Annotated in this window: 19 protein-coding genes and 5 pseudogenes; 11 read left to right on the top strand and 13 right to left on the bottom strand. The window is 70.2% G+C overall.

Going from position 1 to position 22,846, the window contains the following annotated elements:
• Nucleotides 1–28 precede the first annotated feature (28 nt).
• The 6 genes and pseudogenes from sugE to ENC19_RS11560 all read right to left on the bottom strand — a co-directional run bounded on the left by sugE (nt 29) and on the right by ENC19_RS11560 (nt 4,810).
• Nucleotides 29–346, bottom strand: coding sequence for a quaternary ammonium compound efflux SMR transporter SugE (sugE, locus tag ENC19_RS11580; protein WP_164447170.1), 318 nt, complete (start codon nt 344–346; stop codon nt 29–31).
• Between the two features lie 11 nt (nt 347–357).
• A pseudogene (locus tag ENC19_RS11575) lies at nt 358–1,097 on the bottom strand (SDR family NAD(P)-dependent oxidoreductase).
• Between the two features lie 157 nt (nt 1,098–1,254).
• Nucleotides 1,255–1,647 (bottom strand): annotated as a pseudogene (locus tag ENC19_RS31810) (cellulose binding domain-containing protein); the annotation flags it as partial.
• A 72-nt stretch (nt 1,648–1,719) separates the two neighbouring features.
• A pseudogene (locus ENC19_RS31805) lies at nt 1,720–3,318 on the bottom strand (CotH kinase family protein); the annotation flags it as partial.
• A 65-nt stretch (nt 3,319–3,383) separates the two neighbouring features.
• Entirely contained in the window at nt 3,384–4,214 is an 831-nt protein-coding gene (locus ENC19_RS11565) for a polyphosphate polymerase domain-containing protein (RefSeq protein ID WP_164447169.1), read from the bottom strand.
• Nucleotides 4,211–4,810 carry a DUF4956 domain-containing protein gene (locus tag ENC19_RS11560; protein WP_164447168.1) on the bottom strand — a complete coding sequence of 200 codons (600 nt, stop codon included), beginning with the start codon at nt 4,808–4,810 and terminating at the stop codon, nt 4,211–4,213. The genes ENC19_RS11565 and ENC19_RS11560 overlap by 4 nt, the downstream gene beginning before the upstream one ends.
• 545 nt (nt 4,811–5,355) lie before the next feature.
• Between ENC19_RS11560 and ENC19_RS11555 the strand changes: the two genes are divergently transcribed.
• Entirely contained in the window at nt 5,356–7,047 is a 1,692-nt protein-coding gene (locus tag ENC19_RS11555) for a glucuronyl esterase domain-containing protein (RefSeq protein WP_408058071.1), read from the top strand.
• A gap of 231 nt (nt 7,048–7,278) precedes the next feature.
• Nucleotides 7,279–8,652, top strand: coding sequence for an endo-1,4-beta-xylanase (locus ENC19_RS11550; protein ID WP_164447167.1), 1,374 nt, complete (start codon nt 7,279–7,281; stop codon nt 8,650–8,652).
• Nucleotides 8,653–8,710: 58 nt separating this feature from the next.
• Here the strand turns inward: ENC19_RS11550 and ENC19_RS30175 are convergent, their stop codons facing one another.
• The 3 genes and pseudogenes from ENC19_RS30175 to ENC19_RS30165 all read right to left on the bottom strand — a co-directional run.
• Complete coding sequence (locus tag ENC19_RS30175) at nt 8,711–8,911, bottom strand: beta-xylosidase family glycoside hydrolase (RefSeq protein WP_235944664.1); 201 nt, start codon at nt 8,909–8,911, stop codon at nt 8,711–8,713.
• Nucleotides 8,912–8,978: 67 nt separating this feature from the next.
• Nucleotides 8,979–9,605, bottom strand: a pseudogene (locus tag ENC19_RS30960) (family 43 glycosylhydrolase); the annotation flags it as partial.
• A 62-nt stretch (nt 9,606–9,667) separates the two neighbouring features.
• Nucleotides 9,668–10,087, bottom strand: a pseudogene (locus tag ENC19_RS30165) (family 43 glycosylhydrolase); the annotation flags it as partial.
• Nucleotides 10,088–10,337: 250 nt separating this feature from the next.
• Here ENC19_RS30165 and ENC19_RS29535 point away from each other — a divergent pair.
• The 3 genes from ENC19_RS29535 to ENC19_RS11535 all read left to right on the top strand — a co-directional run bounded on the left by ENC19_RS29535 (nt 10,338) and on the right by ENC19_RS11535 (nt 13,214).
• Complete coding sequence (locus ENC19_RS29535; RefSeq protein WP_208020865.1) at nt 10,338–10,487, top strand: hypothetical protein; 150 nt, start codon at nt 10,338–10,340, stop codon at nt 10,485–10,487.
• 10 nt (nt 10,488–10,497) lie between these two features.
• Nucleotides 10,498–11,664 (top strand): GH12 family glycosyl hydrolase domain-containing protein, encoded by a 1,167-nt coding sequence (locus tag ENC19_RS11540; RefSeq protein WP_164447166.1) that lies wholly within the window; start codon nt 10,498–10,500, stop codon nt 11,662–11,664.
• Between the two features lie 173 nt (nt 11,665–11,837).
• Nucleotides 11,838–13,214, top strand: a complete 1,377-nt coding sequence (locus ENC19_RS11535) for a glycosyl hydrolase family 18 protein (RefSeq protein WP_164447165.1) — start codon at nt 11,838–11,840, stop codon at nt 13,212–13,214.
• Nucleotides 13,215–13,494: 280 nt separating this feature from the next.
• Here the strand turns inward: ENC19_RS11535 and ENC19_RS31395 are convergent, their stop codons facing one another.
• Complete coding sequence (locus ENC19_RS31395) at nt 13,495–14,271, bottom strand: IclR family transcriptional regulator (RefSeq protein ID WP_164447164.1); 777 nt, start codon at nt 14,269–14,271, stop codon at nt 13,495–13,497.
• A 73-nt stretch (nt 14,272–14,344) separates the two neighbouring features.
• Here ENC19_RS31395 and eda point away from each other — a divergent pair, with 73 nt between their 5' ends.
• The 3 genes from eda (at nt 14,345) to ENC19_RS11515 (ending at nt 16,758) form a co-directional block, all read left to right on the top strand.
• On the top strand, nt 14,345–14,956 hold the full coding sequence (gene eda / locus ENC19_RS11525; protein ID WP_166458398.1) for a bifunctional 4-hydroxy-2-oxoglutarate aldolase/2-dehydro-3-deoxy-phosphogluconate aldolase: 612 nt from the start codon (nt 14,345–14,347) through the stop codon (nt 14,954–14,956).
• Entirely contained in the window at nt 14,953–16,056 is a 1,104-nt protein-coding gene (locus ENC19_RS11520; RefSeq protein WP_164447162.1) for a sugar kinase, read from the top strand. Before eda ends, ENC19_RS11520 begins: the two co-directional genes overlap by 4 nt.
• A 144-nt stretch (nt 16,057–16,200) precedes the next feature.
• A complete protein-coding gene (locus tag ENC19_RS11515; protein WP_164447161.1) occupies nt 16,201–16,758 on the top strand; it encodes a hypothetical protein in 558 nt (185 codons plus the stop codon).
• Nucleotides 16,759–16,813: 55 nt separating this feature from the next.
• Here the strand turns inward: ENC19_RS11515 and ENC19_RS11510 are convergent, their stop codons facing one another.
• Nucleotides 16,814–17,656, bottom strand: a complete 843-nt coding sequence (locus ENC19_RS11510) for a YybH family protein (RefSeq protein ID WP_164447160.1) — start codon at nt 17,654–17,656, stop codon at nt 16,814–16,816.
• A gap of 67 nt (nt 17,657–17,723) precedes the next feature.
• Complete coding sequence (locus tag ENC19_RS11505) at nt 17,724–18,707, bottom strand: RNA polymerase subunit sigma-70 (RefSeq protein WP_166458510.1); 984 nt, start codon at nt 18,705–18,707, stop codon at nt 17,724–17,726.
• Nucleotides 18,708–19,038: 331 nt separating this feature from the next.
• Here ENC19_RS11505 and ENC19_RS11500 point away from each other — a divergent pair, with 331 nt between their 5' ends.
• From ENC19_RS11500 to ENC19_RS31390, 3 genes are all read left to right on the top strand, one after another.
• Complete coding sequence (locus ENC19_RS11500) at nt 19,039–20,340, top strand: TrkH family potassium uptake protein (protein ID WP_164447158.1); 1,302 nt, start codon at nt 19,039–19,041, stop codon at nt 20,338–20,340.
• Nucleotides 20,333–21,013 (top strand): potassium channel family protein, encoded by a 681-nt coding sequence (locus ENC19_RS11495; RefSeq protein WP_164447157.1) that lies wholly within the window; start codon nt 20,333–20,335, stop codon nt 21,011–21,013. The genes ENC19_RS11500 and ENC19_RS11495 overlap by 8 nt, the downstream gene beginning before the upstream one ends.
• 84 nt (nt 21,014–21,097) lie before the next feature.
• Entirely contained in the window at nt 21,098–21,955 is an 858-nt protein-coding gene (locus ENC19_RS31390; protein WP_208020864.1) for a DUF4253 domain-containing protein, read from the top strand.
• A 12-nt stretch (nt 21,956–21,967) separates the two neighbouring features.
• Here ENC19_RS31390 and ENC19_RS11485 read toward each other — a convergent pair whose 3' ends face one another.
• Nucleotides 21,968–22,813: an endonuclease/exonuclease/phosphatase family protein gene (locus ENC19_RS11485; protein WP_235944662.1), complete on the bottom strand. Its 846-nt coding sequence runs from the start codon at nt 22,811–22,813 to the stop codon at nt 21,968–21,970.
• Nucleotides 22,814–22,846: the final 33 nt, after the last annotated feature.

Raw genomic sequence — 22,846 nt, 5'->3', positions numbered from 1 at the left:
GCGTCCTCCCTTGCATCCGCTTCAGCGGTCAGTGTTCCACCAGACGCAGCCCGATGATCCCGACCACGATCAGGGCCAGGAACAACAGACGTGCCGGACCGGCATCCTCCTGCATCGTGACTATCCCGGCGATCACGACACCGACCGCTCCGATGCCGACCCAGACCGCGTACGCGGCACCGACCGGTAGCGCCTTCATCGCCCAGGCCAGCATGAAAAAGCTGAGCGCGGCGCTGGCGACCGCCAGCAGTGACGGCCAGAGCCGGGTGAATCCGTCGGTGTGTTTCAGCGCGGTCGCCCAGACGACCTCGAGCAGTCCGGCCACGACGAGCACGAACCAGGCCATGCGTACCCTCCTCAGGCGGCGAACCCGCCGTCGACGGCGATGGCGGTGCCGGTGATGTAGCGGCCGGCCGAACCGGCGAGGTGGCTGACCGTCGCCGCGACGTCGGCGGCGGCCGCGTACCGCCCGAGGGCGATGAAGCTGCGTTCGTGGTCGGCGCCCTCGCCGTCGGCCGGGTTCATCTCGGTGTCCGTCGAGCCGGGATGCACCACGGTCGCGGTGATCCCACGAGGACCGAGGTCGCGGGCCAGCCCACGGGTCAGACCGAGCAGGGCACTCTTGGTCATCGAGTAGAGGCTGACCCCGGCGTACGGCACCCGCTCGGCGAAGCAACTGCCGATGCTGATGATCCTTCCGCCCGGTCCCAGGTACGGGATCGCCGCCTGGGTGGCGAGGAAGACTCCGCGTACGTGCACCGCGAGGGCCCGGTCCAGTTCCGCCAGACTGACCTGCTCGATCGGCCCGTACGGAAAAATGCCGGCGTTGTTGACGAGGATGTCCAGCCGCCCCAACTCGGTCGCCGTACGCCGTACCGCGGCGGTGACCGCGTCGGGATCGGCGCTGTCCGCCGCGATCGCCACCGCTCGGCGGCCCACCGCCTGCACCTCGGCGACCACCTTCTGCGCCCGGTCGGCCGCGGCGCGGTAGGTGATGGCCACGTCCGCGCCGTCCCGGCGAGGCGGGCGGCGATCGCCGCGCCGATGCCTCGACTACCCCCGGTGACCAGCGCGACCTTGCCGGCGAGTTCCGTCATGCCTGCCCCTTATTTCTGTATCGATCGACACAATATTAGGGCAGCGTAGCGGAATCGGGTGTCGACGGCTGTCCCGGAACCCGACGGATCCTCGTCCCGGTACCCGGACGCCCGGCACCGGTCCGTCGGACGGACCGGTGCCGGACGGTTACGCCGATCAGCTAGCCGTGCAGGTCGGTGTGGGTGTGCTCGGTGTGCCGGTGGTGGAGCCGAGGAAACCGAACGAGGTGCTGGCGCCAGCGGCGAGACTGCCGTTGTAGCTGACGTTGCGGGCGGTCACCGCCGATCCCTGGCTGGTGACTGTCGCGTTCCATGCCTGGGTCACCGTCTGCCCGGCCGGGTACGTCCAGGTCACGGTCCAGCCACTGATCGCCGCGCCGCCCGCGGTGACCCGTACCTCGCCCTGGAAACCGCCGGACCACTGGTTGGTCACCGTGTACGTCGCGGTGCAGCCGCCTCCGCCGGGCGGCGTGGTCGTCGGCGGCGGCGTGCTCGGCGGCGGCGTGGTGGGTGGCGGCGTGGTGGGTGGTGGCGTGGTGGGTGGTGGCGTGGTCGGCGGCGGGGTGGTGGGCGGGGGAGTCGTGGACCCGCCCCAGCCGGCGGTCGAGTCCAGCCACGCGGCGCGGCGCAGCATCCAGTCCCGCATGAACTGGACCTGCCCCTGCCAGGTCGGCGCGGTCGGCGTGATGAACGGGCCGACCATTCGGGTGCTGAGGTTGGGCCAGCGCTGGAAGTTGCGCTGTGCCCCGTTGGTCAGCGGCCCGGTGAGGGCGTTGATCCGCGACTGCAACGACGCGTCGGAGAGCGGGCCCCGGCGCAGTGTCTGCCAGCGCAGCCGCACCTCGTTGACGAACGCCGGATCGCGCATCAACTGCGTGTACCAGTCGTTGGCCAGCGGCTGGCGGACCTGCTGGTACTGCCAGCCGGCGGTCTGGTCGTTCTGGAAGAAGCCACCCACCCCGAAGCTGAGGTCGTAGTCCCAGAGCGGCCCGGCGAGGATCTTGGTGTCGCGGTCCTTGTAGAAGTAGGCGCTGCGGATGTACGAGTCCATCTCCCGGCTCAGCTCGTTGATGATGAGCTGGTCGATGAAGGAACCCACGTCGATGTACGCCCGGTAGCCGGTCGTCGGATCGGCGAAGTTGGGCGCCCGCAGCACGTTGTGGAACTCCTGGATGTGGTTGCGCAACCAGTCTCGTTGCTCGGGTTGCAGCGGTGACGGGTCGGCGACCTCAAGGTAGTTCCAGCAGCTCGCCGCCGGCCCGGTGCAGGGCAGGGTCGGCTCCTCGGCGGCCATCCACTCGAACTTCCAGATGTAGCCGCCGGTGATCCGCGGCAGGGTCCGGTCGTCCTCGCGGAGCTGCTTGAGGTCGAGACGGTCCTTGGAGTTCTTGATCGTCTCGACGATCATGTAGACACCCATGTAGTCGTCGGAACCGACCGGGCCGGCGTCGGTGTTCAGGTAGAACTCCGCGAAGGCGTACCGGGGGGCGGGTAGGCCCAGCTGCCGGCCGAGGTCGTAGACGAACGCCTCCCGGATCAGGGACTTGTCGCTGAACGGCCCGCGCAGCACCCAGTCGGAGTCGGCCGGCATGCCGAGCACCGGGTAGTCGGCGTCGTCGTCGGCGTTGTCCCAGAATTCGAGGCGGAACGGCGTCTTGGCGAACATCGCCGACGACTGGCCACGCAGCCGGAACCCGGACCGGGTGGCCACGGTGGGTGCGGCTGCCAGCGAGGTGCTGCCGCCGCCCGGCTCGAAGATCATGGTGGTGGCGTCGAGGTACTCCCGCTCGGGCCGGCCGGCACCGTACGAGTCGATCAGTACGACCGGCAGGTCGTGTGCGGTGCTGGTGTTGCGCGCGACGTACATGGCGGTGCCGGGCGCACCCGAGGCGGTCTGCCCGACGAATGCCTGGGCCCGCAGTTGCGTCGTACGCGTGAACCGCAACGCCGATCCGGAGTAGAGCGGCGACTGCGCGTTCGGCAGCCCTCCGTCGGTGGTGTAGCGGATCTGGGCACCGCTGACGGTGGTGCTCAGCGACACCGAGACCTCGCCGGAGAAGGTGCCGCTGGGCACCGAGAAGCCGATGTCGCCGACCAGGTCGTCGGCGGCGGCCGCAGTCGCGGCGGTCCGGTCGACCGGTGTGGTGGAACTGGACGTGTCGGCGAGGGGCTCGGCACCGGCCGGCGCCGGCGCCGGGACGAGAAACGCGGTGACCAGCATGACGGCGGCCGCGATCCCCGCGATGCGCAAGCGGGGTGCCGCCGAGGTGCCGACGCTGGGGTCGGTCAGACGCACGATGCCTCCTGGACGGGACGGTGGGCGGTGGCGGTCGGTGCCGTGCCCACCGACGGGGTGGTGCGGAAGTGCCGACGCAGCGTCCGGCGCCAGGGCGAATCCGGCAGCTCCGGGCGCAGCGCCGCCAGGCCCGTGGCGTACTTGGAGATGCGGGCCGGGCGCAGCCCTCCCTGCCACAGCAGCCGGTCGGCGGGCGACGCGGCGGCGCTGGTCTTGGTCTCGACCACGGCCAGGTCCGGCAGGTGCAGTGCGGTGTCGCCGGCCTGCCAGGACAGCGCGGTGTCGATGGTGACCCGGCTGGCGGTCGCCGGCAGCAGCAGCGTCACCCGCCGGTAGCTGGTGACCAGCACCGGGTCGAGGGCGCTACCCGCGGGCGGGCAGATCGCCTCCCGCACGAGCGCCTCGTCGACGAACTCGCGGCCGGGGACCACGGTCGTGCGGTCGTGCGGCTCGTACGGCAACCGGTGTTTGGTGATGCTGTCGCGCGCTCCGCTGATCTTGACTTCGAGCCAGCACTGCGCCGAGTCGAGGTAGGTGCGGGTGCGCACCTTGAAGCGGCGTCGTCGCCGGTAGGCCGCGCAGTGGTAGCTGGCCAGCATGGGGGTGTCGAAGTAGACCGACTCGTAGCGGAAACTGCGCGCACCGTCGATGTCCAACACCCGTGCGTACGGGGTGAGCTGGTCCAGCAGATGGGGCACCCGGTCGAGGGGGACGAGGTACTTGCGGTCCACCCTGGTCTGCAGCGCGGCCCGGTCGATGAGTTCGGCCAGCCCGATCGGGTCCATGGCCGCCAGCGGCGCGGTGATCGGCCGGCTGCTCATCGGGCGGCTCCCGCCTTCGCCGGAGTCGCGGACGCCCTGGTGGCGCGGCCCTTGACCGAGTACCTGACGTCGACCACGGTGGTCTCGTTGACCAGGTCGAGTCGCTGCACGGTGGCGACGTGCACGCGGGCGCCGAGCAGTTGTTCCAACTGGGCGACGAGGGTCACGTGGTCGGTCACCGCCGAGTCGAGAACCATGATCTGGTGCCGGTAGTGGCGGAGCAGCCGAGGGTGGTCGCCCAGGAACATCACCACGAGGATGAGGCCCATCAGCCCGGCGCTGAGCCAGACCGAGGTGGTGCTCAACGCGCCGAGGATGCCCAGCGCCAGGGCGGAGAAGTAGTACGCGACCTCGTGCTGGTCCAGCTCCGTCGATCGCAGGCGGATGATCGACAGTACGCCGAACAGCGCCAGCCCGAGCCCCAGTCCGGCGCCGACGTTGCTGGCGCTGAGCGCGCTGGCCACCGCGAGGACACCGACGTTGACGCCGAGGTAGGCGACCACGAGATCGCGACGGCGGTGCCTCGGAAAGTAGAGCCCGAAGACGAGGAGCACCACCGCGCCGATGTCGATCGCGAACAGGATGAGCTGCGACATCTGCTGTCTTCCTCCTGGATCGCTGTCGCGCCGGCCCCGTCTCATCTCGTCGGCACGAGCTGCGGTCAGGCGACCGAACGCAACCGAAAATCTCGGTAAACTTGCGGGAACTATTCCGGGAAGCGTAATGGCTCAAATTGAAGTACGTCAATGGTCATGTCGTGCCAACCTGGACTTTTGACGCGCCCGGTGCCGGCGTGGGCCGTGACTCGCGACTGGTCGCCCTGCTCGACGGCTGATCACCCGTAGGTGAACCCATCATGCACCGAAGGTGAATCAAGGGTAAACAGCCCCGGCTGCTCGCCACTCGCCGCGGGTGCGTCCGGCCGGCCGCCGGGCCGCGCCGGTGGATCCTCGCTCCGGCTGACACGCAGGGGGCGTGCCGCGAGTTGCGGTCGGGTGGGCCGGCCGGGTGGCGGCGACCGATAATCACCGAAACCGTATCGACATGTTTCGTTGTCGTGTTCGAAACTTGCCAGGACGTCAATCGACGCTGATCGATCAAACCCGATGGTGTCTCGCCGTCCGCCGGAAGGGGTGCCCGAGTGATCACCAGGTTGGGTGGCTCCCGTCACCGTTCGATGGTGGTCCTGGCGGTGACGGCACTGACCGCCGTGGCGGCGACCTGGTCGATGGCCGAGGGCGGGGTGGCCCGGGCCTCCGCCGGGCTCGCGACCGTCTCGTCGGTGGAGGACGAGGGTGTCGACTGCCCGACGTCGAATCCCGGAACGCCCTCGGCCAACCCCAGGCTGCCCGACCCGTTCCGGCGGCTCGACGGCAGCCGGATCTCGGCCAAGTCCGACTGGCGTTGTCACCGAGCGGAGACCAAGCAGCTCGCGCAGCGGTACGTCTACGGCGACAAGCCGGCGAAACCGCAGACCGTCAGCGGTACGGTCTCCAACACCAGCATCACGGTGAACGTGGCCCACAACGGCCGTACCGCCAGCTTCTCCGCGAGCGTGCAACTGCCCAGCGGCGGCAGTGGGCCGTATCCGGCCGTGGTGGTGCTGGGCGGGTTCGGCGCGGACACGGCCACCATCCGGTCCGCCGGCGCCGCCGTGATCAGCTACGACCCGCTCGCGGTCGGCCGGGAGGGCACGCCCCGCACCAACAAGCAGGGTGCCTTCTACAGCATCTACGGCTCGTCCAGCAGCAGCGGACTGCTGGTCGCCTGGGCCTGGGGGGTCAGCCGGATCATCGACGTGATCGAGCAGTCGGGCGGCACCATCCTGCGCGCGGACGCGACCGGCGTTACGGGTTGCTCCCGCTACGGCAAGGGTGCCTTCGTGACGGGCGCGTTCGACCAGCGCATCGCCCTGACCATGCCGATCGAGTCGGGCAGCGCCGGTTCGCCGATCTTCCGCGGCATCCCCGGCGAGTCCGGCGCCCAACCGTTGAGCAGCGCGTACGGCGAACAGCCGTGGCTGGGTGATGCCTTCGGGTCGTACACCGGCAACCCGGCGAACCTGCCGATCGACACGCACCAGACGGTGGCCATGGTGGCTCCGCGTGGACTGCTCATCATGGACAATCCGCACATCGACTGGCTGGCCGCCCGATCCTCGAGTGTCGCCGCGCTGGCCGGAGCGGAGGTCTACCGGGCACTCGGCGCGGGTGACAACATCAGCTACTGGTCCGACGTCCAGGACGGCACGCACTGCGCCGCGCGGTCGGAGTGGCGTACCCCGTTGCAGCAGAACATCCAGAAGTTCCTGCTCAACACCGGCAGCTCGACGGGCGTGTTCCGGATCTCCAGCCGTAAGTCCGGCAGCCTGTCCGAGTGGCGGGACTGGCAGACCCCGGTCCTCGCCGACGGCCCGACGACGCCGCCCACGACTCCACCGACCACGACGCCGCCGACCACCCCGCCCACCACGACGCCGCCGACCACCCCGCCCACCACGACGCCGCCGACCACCCCACCCAGCACCTCGCCGCCGGCGAGTGGCGCCTGCTCGGCGTCGGTGTCGATCAACCAGTGGACGGGTGGTTTCGTCGCCACCGTACGGGTCACCGCCGGCGCCGCCCCGGTCAACGGCTGGACGGTGGCCGTGACGTTGCCCTCCGGCGCCAGCGTCACCAACGCCTGGAACGCCCAGCGCAGCGGCTCCAGTGGCGCCGTCACCTTCAGCAACGTCAGCTACAACGGATCCATCGCCGCCGGGCAGTCGACCGAGTTCGGCTTCCAGGGCACCGGTACCGGCGGTGGGATGACCCCCGTCTGCTCGGCCCGGTAGCCGCCGGCGGGCGCGGGCGCGGCGGCGAAAGGTCGCGTGTCCAGTAACTCTCCGAAACTTCCGGGAGAACTTCCGGAAATCATTGACGCGTATGAAATCTCGCTGCAATACTTCGGCCCAGTAAGGCCGATGCGATCCCTTTGGCCGGGATGCGCATCACTCACCCTCTTCGCACATACGCGTCCGGATTCATGCTGCCCAGAGCGGGCCACCGGACCCGGAAGGAGCGTCATGGCCAACTCGTTCCGAGCACCCGGACGGTCGAGGCGACTGCGCGCCGCGCTCGTCGTCTCGGCTGCCGTCGGCCTGCTCGCCACCGCAGGCGCCGTGGTCCTACCCGGCAGCGCCAGCGCCGCGAGCACCCTCGGTGCCTCCGCGGCCGAGCGCGGTCGTTACTTCGGCACCGCCGTCGCGGTGAGCAGGCTCAACGACTCGGCGTACACGACCATCCTGAACCGCGAGTTCAACCAGGTCACCGCTGAGAACGAAATGAAGATCGACGCGCTCCAGCCGAACCAGGGGCAGTTCAACTACGGCAACGCCGACCGGCTGGTCCAGCACGCCCGCAGCCAGGGCATGCTGGTCCGCGGCCACACTCTGGCGTGGCACTCGCAGCAGCCGGGCTGGATGCAGAACATGTCCGGCACCACCCTGCGCAACGCGATGCTCAACCACGTGACCCAGGTCGCCACCCACTTCCGGGGCCAGATCGAGTGGTGGGACGTGGTGAACGAGGCGTTCCAGGACGGGTCGAGCGGCGCTCGCCGTGACTCGAACCTCCAGCGCACCGGCAACGACTGGATCGAGGCGGCCTTCCGGGCCGCACGCCAGGCCGACCCGAACGCCGACCTGTGCTACAACGACTACAACATCGACAACTGGAACGACGCCAAGACCCAGGCCGTCTACCGGATGGTCCAGGACTTCAAGAACCGTGGCGTGCCGATCGACTGCGTCGGTCTCCAGTCGCACTTCACCGGCGGCTCGAACTACCCGAGCAACTACCGCACCACGCTGTCCAGTTTCGCCGCCCTCGGCGTCGACGTGCACATCACCGAGCTGGACATCCGCAACGCACCGTCCGACGCGTACCGCAACGTGGTGAACGACTGCCTCGCCGTCGCGCGCTGCAAGGGCATCACCGTGTGGGGCATCCGCGACTCCGACTCGTGGCGCTCCAGCGAGAACCCGCTGCTGTTCAACGGCAGTGGTCAGAAGAAGCCGGCGTACGACGCCGTGCTCACCGCGCTGAACAACGGCACCACGCCGCCCACCGGCAACCCCACCACTGCGCCGCCCACCGGCAACCCGACCACTCCGCCGCCCGGTGGCGGGTGCACCGCGACGGTGACGCCCGGCCAGGTCTGGGGTGACCGCTACAACACCTCCGTGACGGTCAGCGGGGCCAGCACCTGGTCCGTGGTCGTCGCCATCACCGCGCCGCAGAAGATCTCCTCCACCTGGAGCGGCAGCCCCACCTGGGACAGCAGCGGCAACGTGATGACGATGCGCTCCAACGGCAGCGGCAACACGTTCGGCTTCACCACGATGATGAACGGCAACTCCAGCGCCCGACCGCAGATCAGGTCCTGCACCGCAGGTTGATCGAGGCGAGCCACACCGGCCGTGCGGGGTTCGCCCCGCACGGCCGGTCCTCGTTCGGTCACCGCGTCGTCGACGCACCCGGCGCGCCGGTCGCCGCCGGCTGGTAGTCGAACCAGTCGAAGGCGGCACTCCCGTCGGTCACGTAGAGGCCGAAGACCCGGCCGGTGAAGCCGGCGGCGACCTCTGTGGACAGATAGCGGCCATCGAGTTCGGCAAGCACCACAGGGCCCTGCTCGGTGTCCACCACGAAGGTGACCATGTCGCAGGCGGTGGGCCTGGTCCAGGCGCAGGGTCAGCCCGGCCCGCCCGGTACCGGGATCGACGCGGACGGCGGCCCGGCAGTCGTGATGCAGTTGCCGGTGGGCGACGAGCGTCGCCCCGGCGCGGTCGAGGGTCGTACCGTCGGCGTGCAGGGTGAGCCATCCCGGCCGTTCGGTGAGCGACAGGCTCGTCCTCGGCCGGTGCCGCAGCGAGATCCAGCGCGGCGACAGTTCGCCGCCGTCGAAGTCCTCGTGGTACCCGCCAGCGTCGGGGGAGGGGGCGAGCGCGGGCGGGCTGCCGGCGGGGGCGGCCATGACCTCCTCGACCGGGTCGACCACAGGCCAACCGTCCACCCACCGTACCGGCGCCAGAAAGGTCTCCCGACCGAGCACGTGGTACGGCGGCCACTGGCCCTTGGCGCGAATGCCGAGCAGGACCATCCACCAACTGCCGTCTCCGGCCTGGACGAGGTCGGCGTGGCCGGTGGCCTGCACCGTACGCCTCATGCCGCGTTGGGTGAGGAAGGGGTTCACCGGCCCCGGCTCGAACGGCCCCCGGATACTGCGGGACCGGGCGATGGAGATCGCGTGCCCGGTGTGGGTCCCGCCTTCGGAGACGAGCAGGTACCACCATTCGCCGATCCGGTACAGGTGCGGGGCCTCGGGGTACTGCCCACCGGTGCCGGACCACATCGGCACCGGCCCTTCCAGGACGGTGCCGGCCTGCGGATCGACGCGATAGGACTCCCCGACACGGTCAACCAACAGTCACCGTTGTCGTCCCAGGCCAGCGACGGGTCGACGTGCGGCAGGTCGAAGTAGACCGGGTCCGACCACGGTCCGGCCGGGTCGACGGCGGTGACGAGCAGGTGCCGGCCGAGGGTGACGTCAGTGGTGATCATCCAGAACCGGCCGTCGTGGTGCCGGATCGTCGGCGCGAAGATGCCGCGCGAGGCGTGCGTGTCCGGCGGGAGCCGCAACTGGCCGGGGCGGTCGAGCACGTTGCCGATCTGCTGCCAGTTCACCAGGTCCCGGCTGTGGAAGATCGGTACGCCCGGAAAGTACTCGAAGCTCGAACAGACCAGGTAGTAGTCGTCGCCGACGCGGCAGATACTCGGATCGGGATGGAAGCCCGAGAGCACCGGGTTCCGGAACGTGGTCGAGGGGGCCGTCATGCCGACCGATGCTATGCACCTCGGTGCCGGCCTCGTCAGTTCCGGACGGGGCCCGATCAGCCGTAGCCTGTCGATGTCGGTGATCCCCGAGTAGGCCGGCCCCTGGGGCGCGGGCACAGTTCATTGACTGCCGTCCAACTGTCGTCGTACCGTCGCAGCGTCAGCCATCGATGATGGGCATGGCGACCGAGCCGGCGCCGTGTCCGCCGGGCGACTTCTCGGGCACGGTCGCCGGGCGAGATGGGCCGCGATGGCCGGGATCAGCGCCCCCGGCGCGATCCGGGCCACGCACACGCCGCTGCCGGCTGCCGCCTCCGTACGCGATCACGAACCGCACGTCGGATCCGCCGCCGTCGTGACCGCGAACAGTCCCGGCTGCCCACGTGGCGGCCAGGACTGAAGGAGGACCAATGGTGAAACGTACCCGCCTCGCCCTGCTCGCCGCCGCGGTGGCCAGCACTGTCGTCACCGCCGTCGTCGGGGTCGCGGTCGCCCACGCCGCCACCGTCGCCTGCGCGGTGCGGTACACGGTCTCCGCCCAGTGGTCGGGCGGATTCACCGCCGACGTGACCATCACCAACCTCGGCGATCCGGTGCCGTCGTGGCGTCTGACCTGGGCCTACGCTGCCGGACAGCGGGTGACCCAGGCATGGAACGCGACCGTGACGCAGGATCTCACGCAGGTGACCGCGGCGAACATGTCGTACAACGGCGCGATCGGCCTCAACGGCACCGCCAACTTCGGTTTCAGCGGCTCGTGGAGCGGCAGCAACCCGGTGCCGACCGCGTTCGCGCTCAACGGGGTGACCTGTACCGGCTCCGGCAACCCCGGTCCGACCCCGACGCCGACCCGCACCACTCCGCCACCGGTGCCCGACTATCCCCCCACCGGGCGGCTGTGTGACAGCGACGATTCGATCGAGATCGGCAAGTACTGGATTCCCAACAACCAGTGGGGCGCCACCGGTGCCACCGGCAGCCAGTGCATCTGGTCCAACGGAGGCCCGGGGAACCCCATCTACTGGGGGACCAGCTACACGTGGAGCGGCGATCCGAGCAGCGTCAAGTCGTACGCGGCGGCGATCCTCGGCTGGCACTGGGGTTGGCGGCGGCCGAACACCGGGCTGCCGGTGCAGCTCAGCGCGAACCGTGACGTCACCACCAACTGGCGCTTCAATGTCACCGCCAACGGTGCCTCGAACATGAATGTCGCGTACGACATGTGGTTCCACCCGATGGCCAACCCGGGTTCGGCGGACCAGCCCACCGACGAGCTGATGATCTGGCTCTACCGTTCCAACGCGTCGCCGGCCGGCAGCCGCCAGGGCACCGTCACCATCGCGGGTACCACCTGGGAGGTCTGGCGTGGCTACGTGGGCACCTGGAACGTCTACTCCTACGTGCGGACCAGCAACACCACGAGCGCGACCCTCAACATCCGCGACTTCACGAACGACGTGGTCTCCCGGGGCTGGATGAGCAGCTCGAATTACCTGACAAGCGTCCAGGCGGGACCGGAGATCTTCACCGGCAGCGGCGAGGTCAACACGACGTTGTACCAGGTAACCGTCGGCTGAATCGGACCGGACGGTGCTGATCGAAGGACATCGTTGACCGCTACCGTTAACACTCTTTAAGATTTGGCTGCCTCGAGGAACCCAGCACCCGTACGCCACGGCCGATCATCGGCGGCTCCACAACGACCGGCCGTGGCGGCACGGCACCCTCACCTGCCACGGGAAGGTCCTCGATGTCCTCACCACGTCCCCGGCCGCGCTCGGCCCTGGCCGCCGGTCTGCTCGCGCTGGTCACCGCCGGTGCCACCCTCGCCGTCACCCCGACCGCCGCGCAGGCGGTGATGCTGCCCGACAACTTCAAGAGCGTGGGCTACCTGCCGTCCTGGACCGGCAACGTCAACTCGGTGCAGTACACCAAGCTCACCCACATCAACTACGCCTTCGTGCTGCCGAACAGCAACGGCACCCTGCGCCCGGTGGAGAACCCGAGCAAGCTCACCTCCCTGGTGTCGCTGGCCCGGGCGAACAACGTGAAGGTCTCCATCGCCATCGGCGGCTGGAACGACGGTGACGACTCCGCCTTCGAGGCCCTCGCGGCCAACGCCGGCATCCGCACCACATTCGTCAACAACGTGGTCAGCTTCGTCAACCAGTACGGCCTCGACGGCGTCGACATGGACTGGGAGTACCCGGACCCGGGCGCCTCGGCCAACAACTTCAGCCTGCTGATGCAGCAGTTGAGCAACGCGTTGCGCCCGCAGGGCAAGCTGCTCACCGCGGCGGTCGTCGCGGAGGGCTACTACCGCGACGGCGTACCCACGTCGGTCTTCAGCCACGTCGACTTCCTCAACATCATGGCGTACGACGGTGGCAGCCCACACGCCAACTACGACTGGTCGATCAACGCGGTGAACGGCTGGAAGGCCCGGGGCCTGCCGGCCAGCAAGGCCATCCTCGGCGTGCCCTTCTACAGCCGGCCCGGCTACTACACCTACACCCAGCTCGTCGGCCTGGATCCGGCCAACGCCAATCGGGACTGCACCACCGTGGGCGGCGCCCAGCAGTGCTACAACGGCGTACCGACGGTCAAGCGCAAGACCCAGTGGGCGATGGCGAACGCCGGCGGCATGATGAACTGGGAACTCACCCAGGACACCGGCGGCTCGACCTCGCTGGTCAGCGCGATCTACGACACCGTGACGGGTGGCTCCCCGCCGCCGACCGGCCGGACCGGTCAGATCACCGGCATCGCCGGCAAATGCGTCGACGTCGCCGCCGCCAGCACCGCCAACGGCACCGCGATCCAGCTCTACACCTGCAACGGCACCAACGCGCAGCGCTGGACCGTGGCCGGCGACGGCACCCTGCGTGCCCTCGGCAAGTGCCTGGACGTGACCAGCGCCGGCACCGCCAACGGCACCCCGATCCAACTCTGGGACTGCAACGGCACCGGCGCCCAGGTCTGGCAGGCCCAGTCCAACGGCACGCTGCGCAACCCGGCGTCGAACAGGTGTCTCGACGCCACCGGCAACAGCTCCGCCGACGGCACCCGGCTCCAGATCTGGGACTGCTTCGGCGGCGCCAACCAGGTCTGGCGTCTGCCGGCCTGAGGCACCGCGAGTTCCGACCGGCGGCCGGCCTCGTGAGGCGCAGGCCGGCCGCCCTCGGTGTCACTCTCTGTGCCGATGGTCGGCGCCGTCGCGATTGTCGACGAAACGTGAGGTCGTCGCCGACCCTCGGGTATGCCCTCAGCCGCGAGGGGGTACTGGGATGGGGTGGCGAAGAGTAACTGATCGTCATGGGTTGTGAACGGCCCGCAGCGGGTCATCCAGCGGCTGGGGCTGGCCCACAGGGGCCAGCCAGGTAGCGGTGGCGGCGGGGTGGTTGGGCCTACGTGGTAAGCATGCTCCGGGCCTGGGCGAGACCACCCACCAGCTCGCGCAGCGCCGCGACGATCGCCGCTTCGAGGTCCGGGCTCAGCCGGCTGACCGGCACCGAGACGCTCACCGCGTCGACCGCCGGGCGGGCCAGCGGTACGGCCATCGCGACGCAGCGGATGCCCTCGGCGTTCTCCTCCCGGTCGACGGCGTGGCCGGTGGTCCGCACCGCTGCCAGGGCGGCGTGCAGGGCCTCGGGGTCGGTGACCGTGTGTGGGGTGAGGCGGGCCAGCGGCCAGGTCAGCATCCGGTCGACGTCGGCGTCCGGATGCTCGGCCAGCAGGGCCTTGCCCAGCGCGGTCGCGTGCGCCGGCAGCCGGCGGCCGATCGCGCTGTACAGCCGCAGCCGGTGCACCGACTCCCGTTTGGCGAGGTAGACGACTTGGTCACCGTCGAGTCGACCGAGGTGGACGGCTTCGCCGAAGCGGCGGGACAACTCGTCGAGCACACCGGACAGCAGGCCGACCAGGTCGTCCCCGTCCAGGTAGGCGGCGCCGACCCGCAGCGCCCGCAGGCCGAGGCGGAACCGGTTGCCGCTCTCGTCGGTCTGCACCCAGCCGCGACCGACAAGCGTCCGGAGCAGGCCGTGCAGGCTGCTCTTCGGTATGCCGAGGGCGCGGGCCAGGTCGCCCAGCGCCCAGGGCTGTGGCTGCTCGGCGAGCAGTTCGAGCAGGTCGAGGGTGCGTCCGGCCGACTTCACGGGCTGGAAATCCTCGGGCACGGTGGGCACGCGGCCACTCTAGCGAAGGGCGTACCCCTCCAGTAAGGTCACGTACGTGACCGACGTTCATAGTTCTGAACATTTGCCTGTCGGTCGGGTGCTGCCGGTGGTGGTGCTCGACGACGCGCGGCACGCCGACCCGCTCGGTGACGCCCTGGTCAAGGGTGGTCTGGCCGCGGTCGAGGTGACCCTGCGTACCGCCGCCGGGCTGGACGCCATCGCGGCGCTCGCGGCCCGCGACGACCTGACCGTCGGAGCGGGCACGGTGCTCACCGTCGAGCAGGCCGAGCGGGCGATCGGGGCCGGCGCCCGGTTCGTCGTGACCCCCGGCTTCGCGCCGGCCGTGGTCCGCGCCTGCCGACAGGCCGGCGTGCCGGTAGTGCCCGGAGCGGCCACCGCGACCGAGATCCAGATGGCCCTCGACGCCGGCCTGAACGTGGTCAAGTTCTTCCCCGCCCAGCAGCTCGGTGGCGCCGCGATGATCAAGGCTCTCGCGGCGCCGTTCCGCGACGTCCGGTTCATCCCCACGGGTGGGATCACCGCCGCGGTGATCGCCGACTACCTGGCCCTGCCGGCGGTCCTGGCCGTCGGGGCGAGCTGGATGGTCTCGGCCGACCTGATCGCCGGCGAGCAGTGGGACGAGATCGCCAACCGCACCCGGGCGGCACTGGCGGCAGCCGGAGGTGCGGTGTGAGTGCGGTGGAGCCTCGGCCGAAGGCCGACTGCCGGTACGACCTGGTTTCGCTCGGCGAGGTCATGCTGCGGCTCGACCCCGGTGCGGGGCGGGTCCGAACCGCCCGTCAGTTCCGGGTCTGGGAAGGTGGCGGCGAATACAACGTCGCCCGGGGCCTGCGCCGCTGCTTCGGCCTGCGCACCGCCGTGGTCACCGCGTTCGCCCGCAACGAGGTCGGCCTGCTGCTGGAGGACCTGATCCTTCAGGGCGGCGTCGACACCAGCCTGATCACCTGGCTGCCGTACGACGGGATCGGCCGCACCGTCCGCAACGGACTGAACTTCACCGAGCGCGGCTTCGGCGTCCGTGGCGCGGTCGGCACCTCCGACCGGGGCCACTCCGCGGCCAGCCAGCTCAAGCCGGACGACGTCGACTGGGACCACCTCTTCGGCACGCTCGGGGTGCGGTGGCTGCACACCGGCGGCATCTACGCCGCCCTGTCCGACACGGCCGCGCAGACCGCCGAGGCCGCGATGACCGCCGCCCGTCGGCACGGCACCCTCGTCTCGTACGACCTGAACTACCGACCCAGCCTCTGGAAGGCCGTCGGTGGCCAGGAGCGGGCGCGGGAGGTGAACACCCGGCTCGCCGGCCTGGTGGACGTCATGATCGGCAACGAGGAGGACTTCACCGCCTGCCTGGGCTTCCCGGTGCCGGACACGGACATCCACAGCGGTGCGCTGGACGCCGGCAACTTCAAGGCGATGATCGAGGCGGTCGTGCGGGCGTACCCCAACTTCAAGGTGGTGGCGACCACCCTGCGCGGGGTACGCAGCGCGACGGTGAACGACTGGGGCGCGGTGGCCTGGGCCCGCGGTGCGTTCGCCGAGGCCACCCACCGACCCGGCCTGGAGATCCTGGACCGGGTCGGTGGCGGTGACAGCTTCGCCTCCGGGCTGATCTACGGCCTGCTCGAACGCGACGGCGACCTGGCCGCCGCGGTGGAGTACGGTGCCGCCCACGGCGCGCTGGCGATGACCACGCCGGGCGACACGTCGATGGCCAGCCTGGCCGAGGTGGAGGCGTTGGTGCGCGGAGCCGGCGCCCGGGTGCAACGCTGACCCTGTCGCTTCGGACGTTCGTGTTCGGTTGGCGTCAGTGCGGAAATTGACACACATGTTGTGGTCCCGGCCGGGCGGCCGAACGATGAGTTACATGAGTGACAAGTCATTCGATTGACCGACCTCCGGAGAGGAGTGCCGGTCATGCCGGACGAATTCATCATGGGTGTACCCGAGGACCTTCGCTTCGATGTCATCGAGCTGCTGCCCCCGGAAGCGCTCGCCAGCCTTGCGCGAGAACCCTATTCCAGGGAGCTTCTCTGGGAGTACTTCCAGAAGGCCGACGTCTACTTTGTCGACAGGCCCCGCGATGTGGAGGATCGGAGGTCGGTCGACGAGCTGATCGACGGCCTCCGGGACAATCTCTATTTCCGGGGGCCTGGCAACGAGAAGCTGAACAGACTGTTCTACAAGACGCTCATCAGGCTGCCGAGTTGGGTGCCACGGCCGGACGGCGGAGAGCGGGGCGACCAGGTCGAATTCGTGGCTGCTTGCGTCAGTGGCGGAATCCCGCGAAGCTCCGACGCGATCAACCGCCGGGAGGCGCTTGAGGAGTTCGCGAAGACCGCCATCCGGCTGAACCTCTTCTCGTACTCCGACACGGGCGAGCGGTATCCGGACCAGGACCTGTCGAGGGTCATCGACGCCTGGGCCAGCGGCAAGATCGTGTACCTGTTCAACCCGGAGCAGCCCGGCAACTAGCCTGGTTTCAGGTCCAGCGGACGGTAGACGCCGCACCGGGACCGGACCGGTCCGTTCAGGGGAGCAGATCGGTCCGGGCGGCACCGGTGGCCGGGTCGAACGGGTAGGACAGGTGCTGGTGCACCAGTTGCCAACCGCCGTCGCGTCGGGCGAAGACCCGGGTACCGCGCGACCAGCTCTCGACTGTCTCGGCACCGGGCGGCGTGACCCGTACCCGGTTCAGGCCCCAGGCGACGGCGAGATCCCCGTCGACCACGAGCGTCTGGTCGGGCACCGCCCAGCTCACCGCTCCGTCGCCCGAGGCGTCGAGGCCGGCCCGGCAGATCTCGCGTACCGCCGGTTCGCCGACGTACCGCAGCGGCGCCTCGTGCTCGTACGACACCACATCGTCGGCGATCGGCTCCATCAGCGCGGCGAGGTCCTTCGCCGCTGTCGCGGCGAACCACCGCTCGTGCAGGTCGTGCAGCTCCCGCTCATCGGCTGCGGTATCCGGGTCGGGTGTCGGGTCGAGCGCGAACGAGTGATGCTCGTGGGTGACCACCCAGCGGTCGTCCTGGCGGCGTAGGCCCAGGGTGAGGCGCAACCGCCGGTCAGGTGCCTCGGTCAGGTCCGCCGGTGTGCCACAGCGCAGCAAGGCGTACGCGAACGCCACGTCGGCACCGGCGGTAACGTCGAGCGACTCGATGTCGAACGACGCGCCTTGGGCCTGCCACCGGAAGAACGGAAGCCAGGTCTGCCGGTAGGCGTCGATTCCGCGTACCCCCTGCTGTGGTGGCGGCACGTCGAACATCACGATGTCCTGGGCGTGGTCGGCGAGCACCGTGGCGAGATCCCCCTGGTGTACCGCCCTGGCCCAACGTTCGATCAGCTCGCGGATCTGTTCTTCATCGGTGGTCATGCTCGGCACGGTCCTTCCGGGGGTTGATCGGCTCCGTCACACCTACAACCCCGGCCGGAGCGGAAACTCACCGCCGGACGGCGGTTTCGTCATCGGAAAGTCGGTCGGGCAGGCCGAAGGCCGAGAACGGGGCGTCGAGGAAGGAGACCACCTCGGTGACCCGGGCACCGTCGAGCGCCAGCAGGTCCAGGCCCGCCGGCAGGTAACTCCGTCGGGCGTCGTCCCACAGGTACGTGCCGAACGCGAGCTGCCCGTTGGCCCGGGCGGGCAGGAACCGCCAACGGTGCGACAGCACCGCCTCGACCAGGAAGTCACGGATCGCGGCGCGGCCCTCGTACCAGACCCGCTGCGGCGGCATCGAGTACCGCGCCGCGTCGGTCAACATCGCCACCAGGGTCTCGACGTCGCCGCCCTCCCAGGCTGCCGCGTACCGCCGGGCCAGGTCCTGCCGTGCCGGGTCACCGAGCGTGCCCAGGGTCCGTTGCTGGGTCCGGTCCGGCAGCCGGTCCGCGAGCACCGCGCGAGCCCGTCGCAGGGCGCTGTTGACCGCCACGACTGTGGTGCCCAGCAGGTCGGCGACCTCGCGTGCCGGGAAGTCGAGCACGTCGCGCAGCAGCAGGACGGCACGTTGCCGGGCCGACAGGTGTTGCAGTGCGGCGACGAACGCCAGCTCCACACTCTCCCGGGCGATCACCCGCGCCGCCGGGTCCAGGTGGTCGGCCCAGGCCATCAGCCGATCCGGGTACGGCTGCAACCACGCCACCTCGGCCGCCGCATCCGGACGCAGGGCGGCGGGCAGTTCACGGCGGCGTCGCCGCTCGGCCAGTGTCAACGCCCGGTTCGTCGCGATCCGGTACAGCCAGGGCCGGATCCCGGCGTGATCGTCGAGGCGGTCCAGCGCGCGCCAGGCCCGATCCAGCGTCTCCTGTACCGCGTCCTCCGCCTCGTGCAGCGAACCCAGGATCCGGTAGCAGTGCGCCCGCAACTCGTCCCGCACCGGCCCGACGAGACGACCGAAGGCCACACCGTCACCGGCCCGCGCCGCCGCCAGTAGCTCCGCGTCCGACCCGTCCGCCCGGCGCGGTCGCTGCCAAGGCGTCCGATCAGGCTCCACACCGGCACGGTACGCCGGCCGAGCCTCGGCGTGTCGTCACTCCACCTGCCGGCCCGCCGGACCCGGGACGCGTCGGTCGTGCGACGATGCGCCCTGTGTTGATCGCTGCTGGCCAGCGGCGGCCGGTGGGCCGGTCCGCCGGGGGCCTTGTCGACAATCCGGACCGGTCGAGGGCACGCTCCTTCGGCCGGGGCGGACGGCCGTGCGTCTGGTGACCCGGCGGCCCGCGTGGCAGCGACGCGGCGACCGTTTCCGACACCCCGCGCAGATGATCGCCGTGGGATTCGCCGGTGCGGTCGCGGTGGGCACCGGTCTGCTGTCCCTGCCCTGGGCAACCCGATCGGGAGATTCCCCCGAGCTGGTGGACGCGTTGTTCACCGCCACCTCGGCGGTGTGCGTCACCGGCCTGGTCACGGTCGACACCGGCAGCTACTGGTCCGGCTTCGGGCAGGCGGTCATCCTGCTGCTCATCCAGATCGGCGGCCTCGGGATCATGACCCTGGCCACGCTGTTCACCGTGCTGCTGTCCCGTCGGCTCGGGCTACGTGCCCGCTTCCTCGCCCAGGCGGAGACCAAGAGCCTCAACCTGGGCGACATACGCGGCGTGGTGCGTCGCATCGTCGTGTTCAGCCTGGTCAGCGAGGCCGTGGTGGCCACGCTGCTCACCATCCGGTTCGCCACCACGTACCAGCGCCCGTTCGGCGCCGCGCTCTACGAGGGCGTCTTCCACGCGATCTCCGCGTTCAACAACGCCGGCTTCTCCACGTACGCGGACAACCTGATGGGGTACGTGACCGATCCCTGGATCACCCTGACCGTCGCGGCGGCGGTCATCCTCGGTGGCCTCGGCTTCCCGGTCGTGTTCGAACTGGTCCGCACCTGGCGCCGCCCGGCGTACTGGTCGGTGACGACGCGGATAACCGTCGCGCTGACCGTGGCGCTGCTGGCCCTCGGTACGGCGGTCTTCACCCTCGCCGAGTACTCGAACCCGGGCACGTTCGGCCCGCTCGGTGGTCCGCAGAAGCTGCTCGCCGGATTCTTCGCCTCCGCGATGACCCGTACCGCCGGTTTCAACAACGTCGACATCGGTGCCATGCGCCCGGAGAGCCTGCTCGCCAGCGACGTGCTGATGTTCATCGGCGGCGGCAGCGCGGGCACGGCCGGCGGCATCAAGGTCACCACCTTCGGGCTGCTCGCCTTCGTCCTGTGGTCCGAAATGCGGAGCGAGACCCAGGTCAACGTCGGCCACCGGCGGATTCCGGCCAGCAACCAGCGGCAGGCCCTCGCGATCGTCCTGCTCGGCGCCGGTGCGGTCGCCGTGGCCACCTTCATCCTCCTGGCCATCACCCCGTACCGGCTCGACGCGGTCCTGTTCGAGGTGGTGTCGGCCTTCGGCACCGTCGGCCTGTCCACCGGCATCACCGCTGACCTGCCACCACAGGCCGACGTGCTGCTCGTACTGCTGATGTTCGCCGGCCGGATCGGACCGCTCACGTTGGCCTCCGCGCTGGCGCTGCGGGACCGTAACCGGCGTTTCGAGCTACCCGAGGAGAGGACGATCGTTGGCTGACATCCGTAACGAGCCGGTCGTCGTGATCGGTCTGGGCCGCTTCGGCAGCGCGCTGGCTCTCGAACTGGCCAAGCGGGGTACCGAGGTGCTCGCCATCGACAGCCAGCCGAAGATCGTGCAGAGCATGGTGGGGCAGCTTCCGCACGTGATCACCGCCGACTCGACCGACATCGAGGCGCTGCGGCAGCTCGGCGTGGGCGACTTCCACCGGGCGGTGGTGGCGATCGGCACCGACATCCAGGCCAGCATCCTGACCACCAGCCTGCTCGCCGAACTCGGCATCCCCGACATCTGGGCCAAGGCCATCACTGGGCAGCACCGCAACATCCTGACCCGCGTGGGCGCCCATCACGTGATCGCGCCCGAGCACGACATGGGCGAACGCACCGCCCATCTGCTCACCGGCCGCATCCTCGACTACGTGGAGGTGGACGCCGACTTCGCCGTCATCAAGACCAAACCGCCGGGCGACGTGGTGGGCATGCCGCTGCGCGAGTCCCGGCTGCGCAGCCGGTGGGGGGTGACCGTGGTGGCGGTGAAGCCGGAAGCGGCCGTCGGTGGACGACGGCCCGGTTTCACCCACGCCACCCCCGACACCGTGCTGAGCTACGGAGACCTGATCCTGGTGGTCGGCCCGGTCGACAACGTCGAGAGGTTCGCCGCCGCCGAGTGACGTGGACCGACCACGAGCGCGCGTTGGCGACGCGACCGGCTTGTTACCCCGGATTGTCGGACTTGGCGGCTATCCTCACGCGTCGTGACCGCACAGCTGAACGAGATGCCGCCCGACCTGCTGGACTTGTTTGCGGACGCCGCTGCTCGCCCCCGGACGTTGTCCGTTCCGCTGCCGCCCGGCCGGACGGTCCGCGGCGATGAGGGCGACGCCGACCGGCCGACGCTGTGGCTCAGCGATGAACCGGCTCCGGCTGGGCTGTGGCCGCGGTTGCACGCCGCACACCAGCAGTCAGGGTTGTGGCCGTTGCTGCTGGACGGCTACGACGGTGAGCCGACGCGGCCCTGGGAGGACGGCGAGTTCTGGCCCGGGCGCGGGTCGTCGCCGGCCGAACATGATCCGGAGCGGCTGCTCGCCGGCTGGTGGGCCGACCAGACGGCCCCCTACGACGGTGACGACGAGCTGTCCAACGACCGGCGGGCCGCCGTCGCCGCCCCGTACGGGCGGGACTGGCCGGGGCTGGCGCCGCCCGGCGAGCCGTGGACGACGCCTGAGCGACACGCGGACCACTGGGCCGAGCAGCTGACGCTGGCCCAACCGGCGATGCGCCTCGGCCTGGTCCCCGCCGGGCGGGGCAGCGACGCCCTGGCCGTCCTCGGCTGGCAGGGCGCGATCAACCACACCGCCGATCCCGGCCGGTTGTCGGCCGTGCTGCGTAGCTGGGAGGACCGGTTCGGGGTCCGGGTGATCGGGGTCGGTTTCGCCGAGCTCTACCTGAGCGTCGCTGCGCCTCCGGAGCACACCACCGAGGCGTTGCGGGTGGCCGCCGAGCATTTCGCCTTCTGCCCAGACAACGTCTGGCAGGGGCAGCGGCCGTGCACCCTGGCCGCGTACGCCGAACGTATCGTCGACGCGCCGACCTGGGCGTTCTGGTGGGACTGACCCGGGTGGTCCTCAGTGGGCGGGATCGCCCTGACCGGGCAGCGTGAGCGTCACCAGGAAGGCCGCGTGGTCGGTCGTCCGTTCCATGCTGACCGACCTGGTGGACTCGATCGGCAGGTCCGCCGTGGCCATGAACTGCTGCACCCCGCCGTCGTGCCGGTGCCGGTAGTCCGCCGGTACGCAGGAGCGCACGTCGGGTGTGCCACCCTGCCGCAGGTTGAGGTCGCCGCTGACCACCGTGGGCTGGTAGCGACCGTCGGCGTGCAGTTGCGGGATCGCCGTGCCGACCAGGTGGGAGCACTGGGCGAGGGCCAGGGTCGAGCTGGTGTACGCCAGGTGGGTGGTGCAGGCGAAGAAGAGGGTGCGGGCCTCGACGCAGAGCCAGGCCCGCTGCTCGGGGTCGGCCGGGTCCTGAGCCGGGTAGATCCCGGCGTGCACCTCGTGCTCGCCGGCGGGCGCCGCGATGTGGGTCAGCACTCCGACGCCGTATTGCTGCCCGTTGACGCAGCGGTACGGCTCACCGGTGCGGCCGTTTCGCGCCGGCTGGAAGGCGGCCACCACCGTGCCGGCGTGCACGTCCGTCATCACCCGTTCCAGGGTGTCCACGTCGCCGGAGCAGATCTCGTTGAGGGTGACGACGTCGGGGGTTTCGGCCCGGATCACCTCGGCGGCCCGAGCCACCGCGCGACCCGTGTAGCACCCGGTGGCCATGCCGCTGTTGCACAGGTTCAGTTGGAGCACCCGCAGCGGTGCGGGCGCGACCGGTGCGACGACGGAGCAGCCGGCCAGCAGTACGGCGACCGAGACCAGGGCGGCGGCGGCCACCAGTGGCCGGGGAACTGTCGGACGAGAAACCATGCACCAGCCCTGGGCTCGCGGAGGGGCTGAAAG

The sequence above is a fragment of the Verrucosispora sioxanthis genome (assembly GCF_010560025.1).
Lineage (GTDB): Bacteria > Actinomycetota > Actinomycetes > Mycobacteriales > Micromonosporaceae > Micromonospora > Micromonospora palythoicola.
The sequence above is the reverse complement of the archived record's forward strand: the minus strand, read 5'-3'. Positions and strand labels throughout refer to the sequence as shown.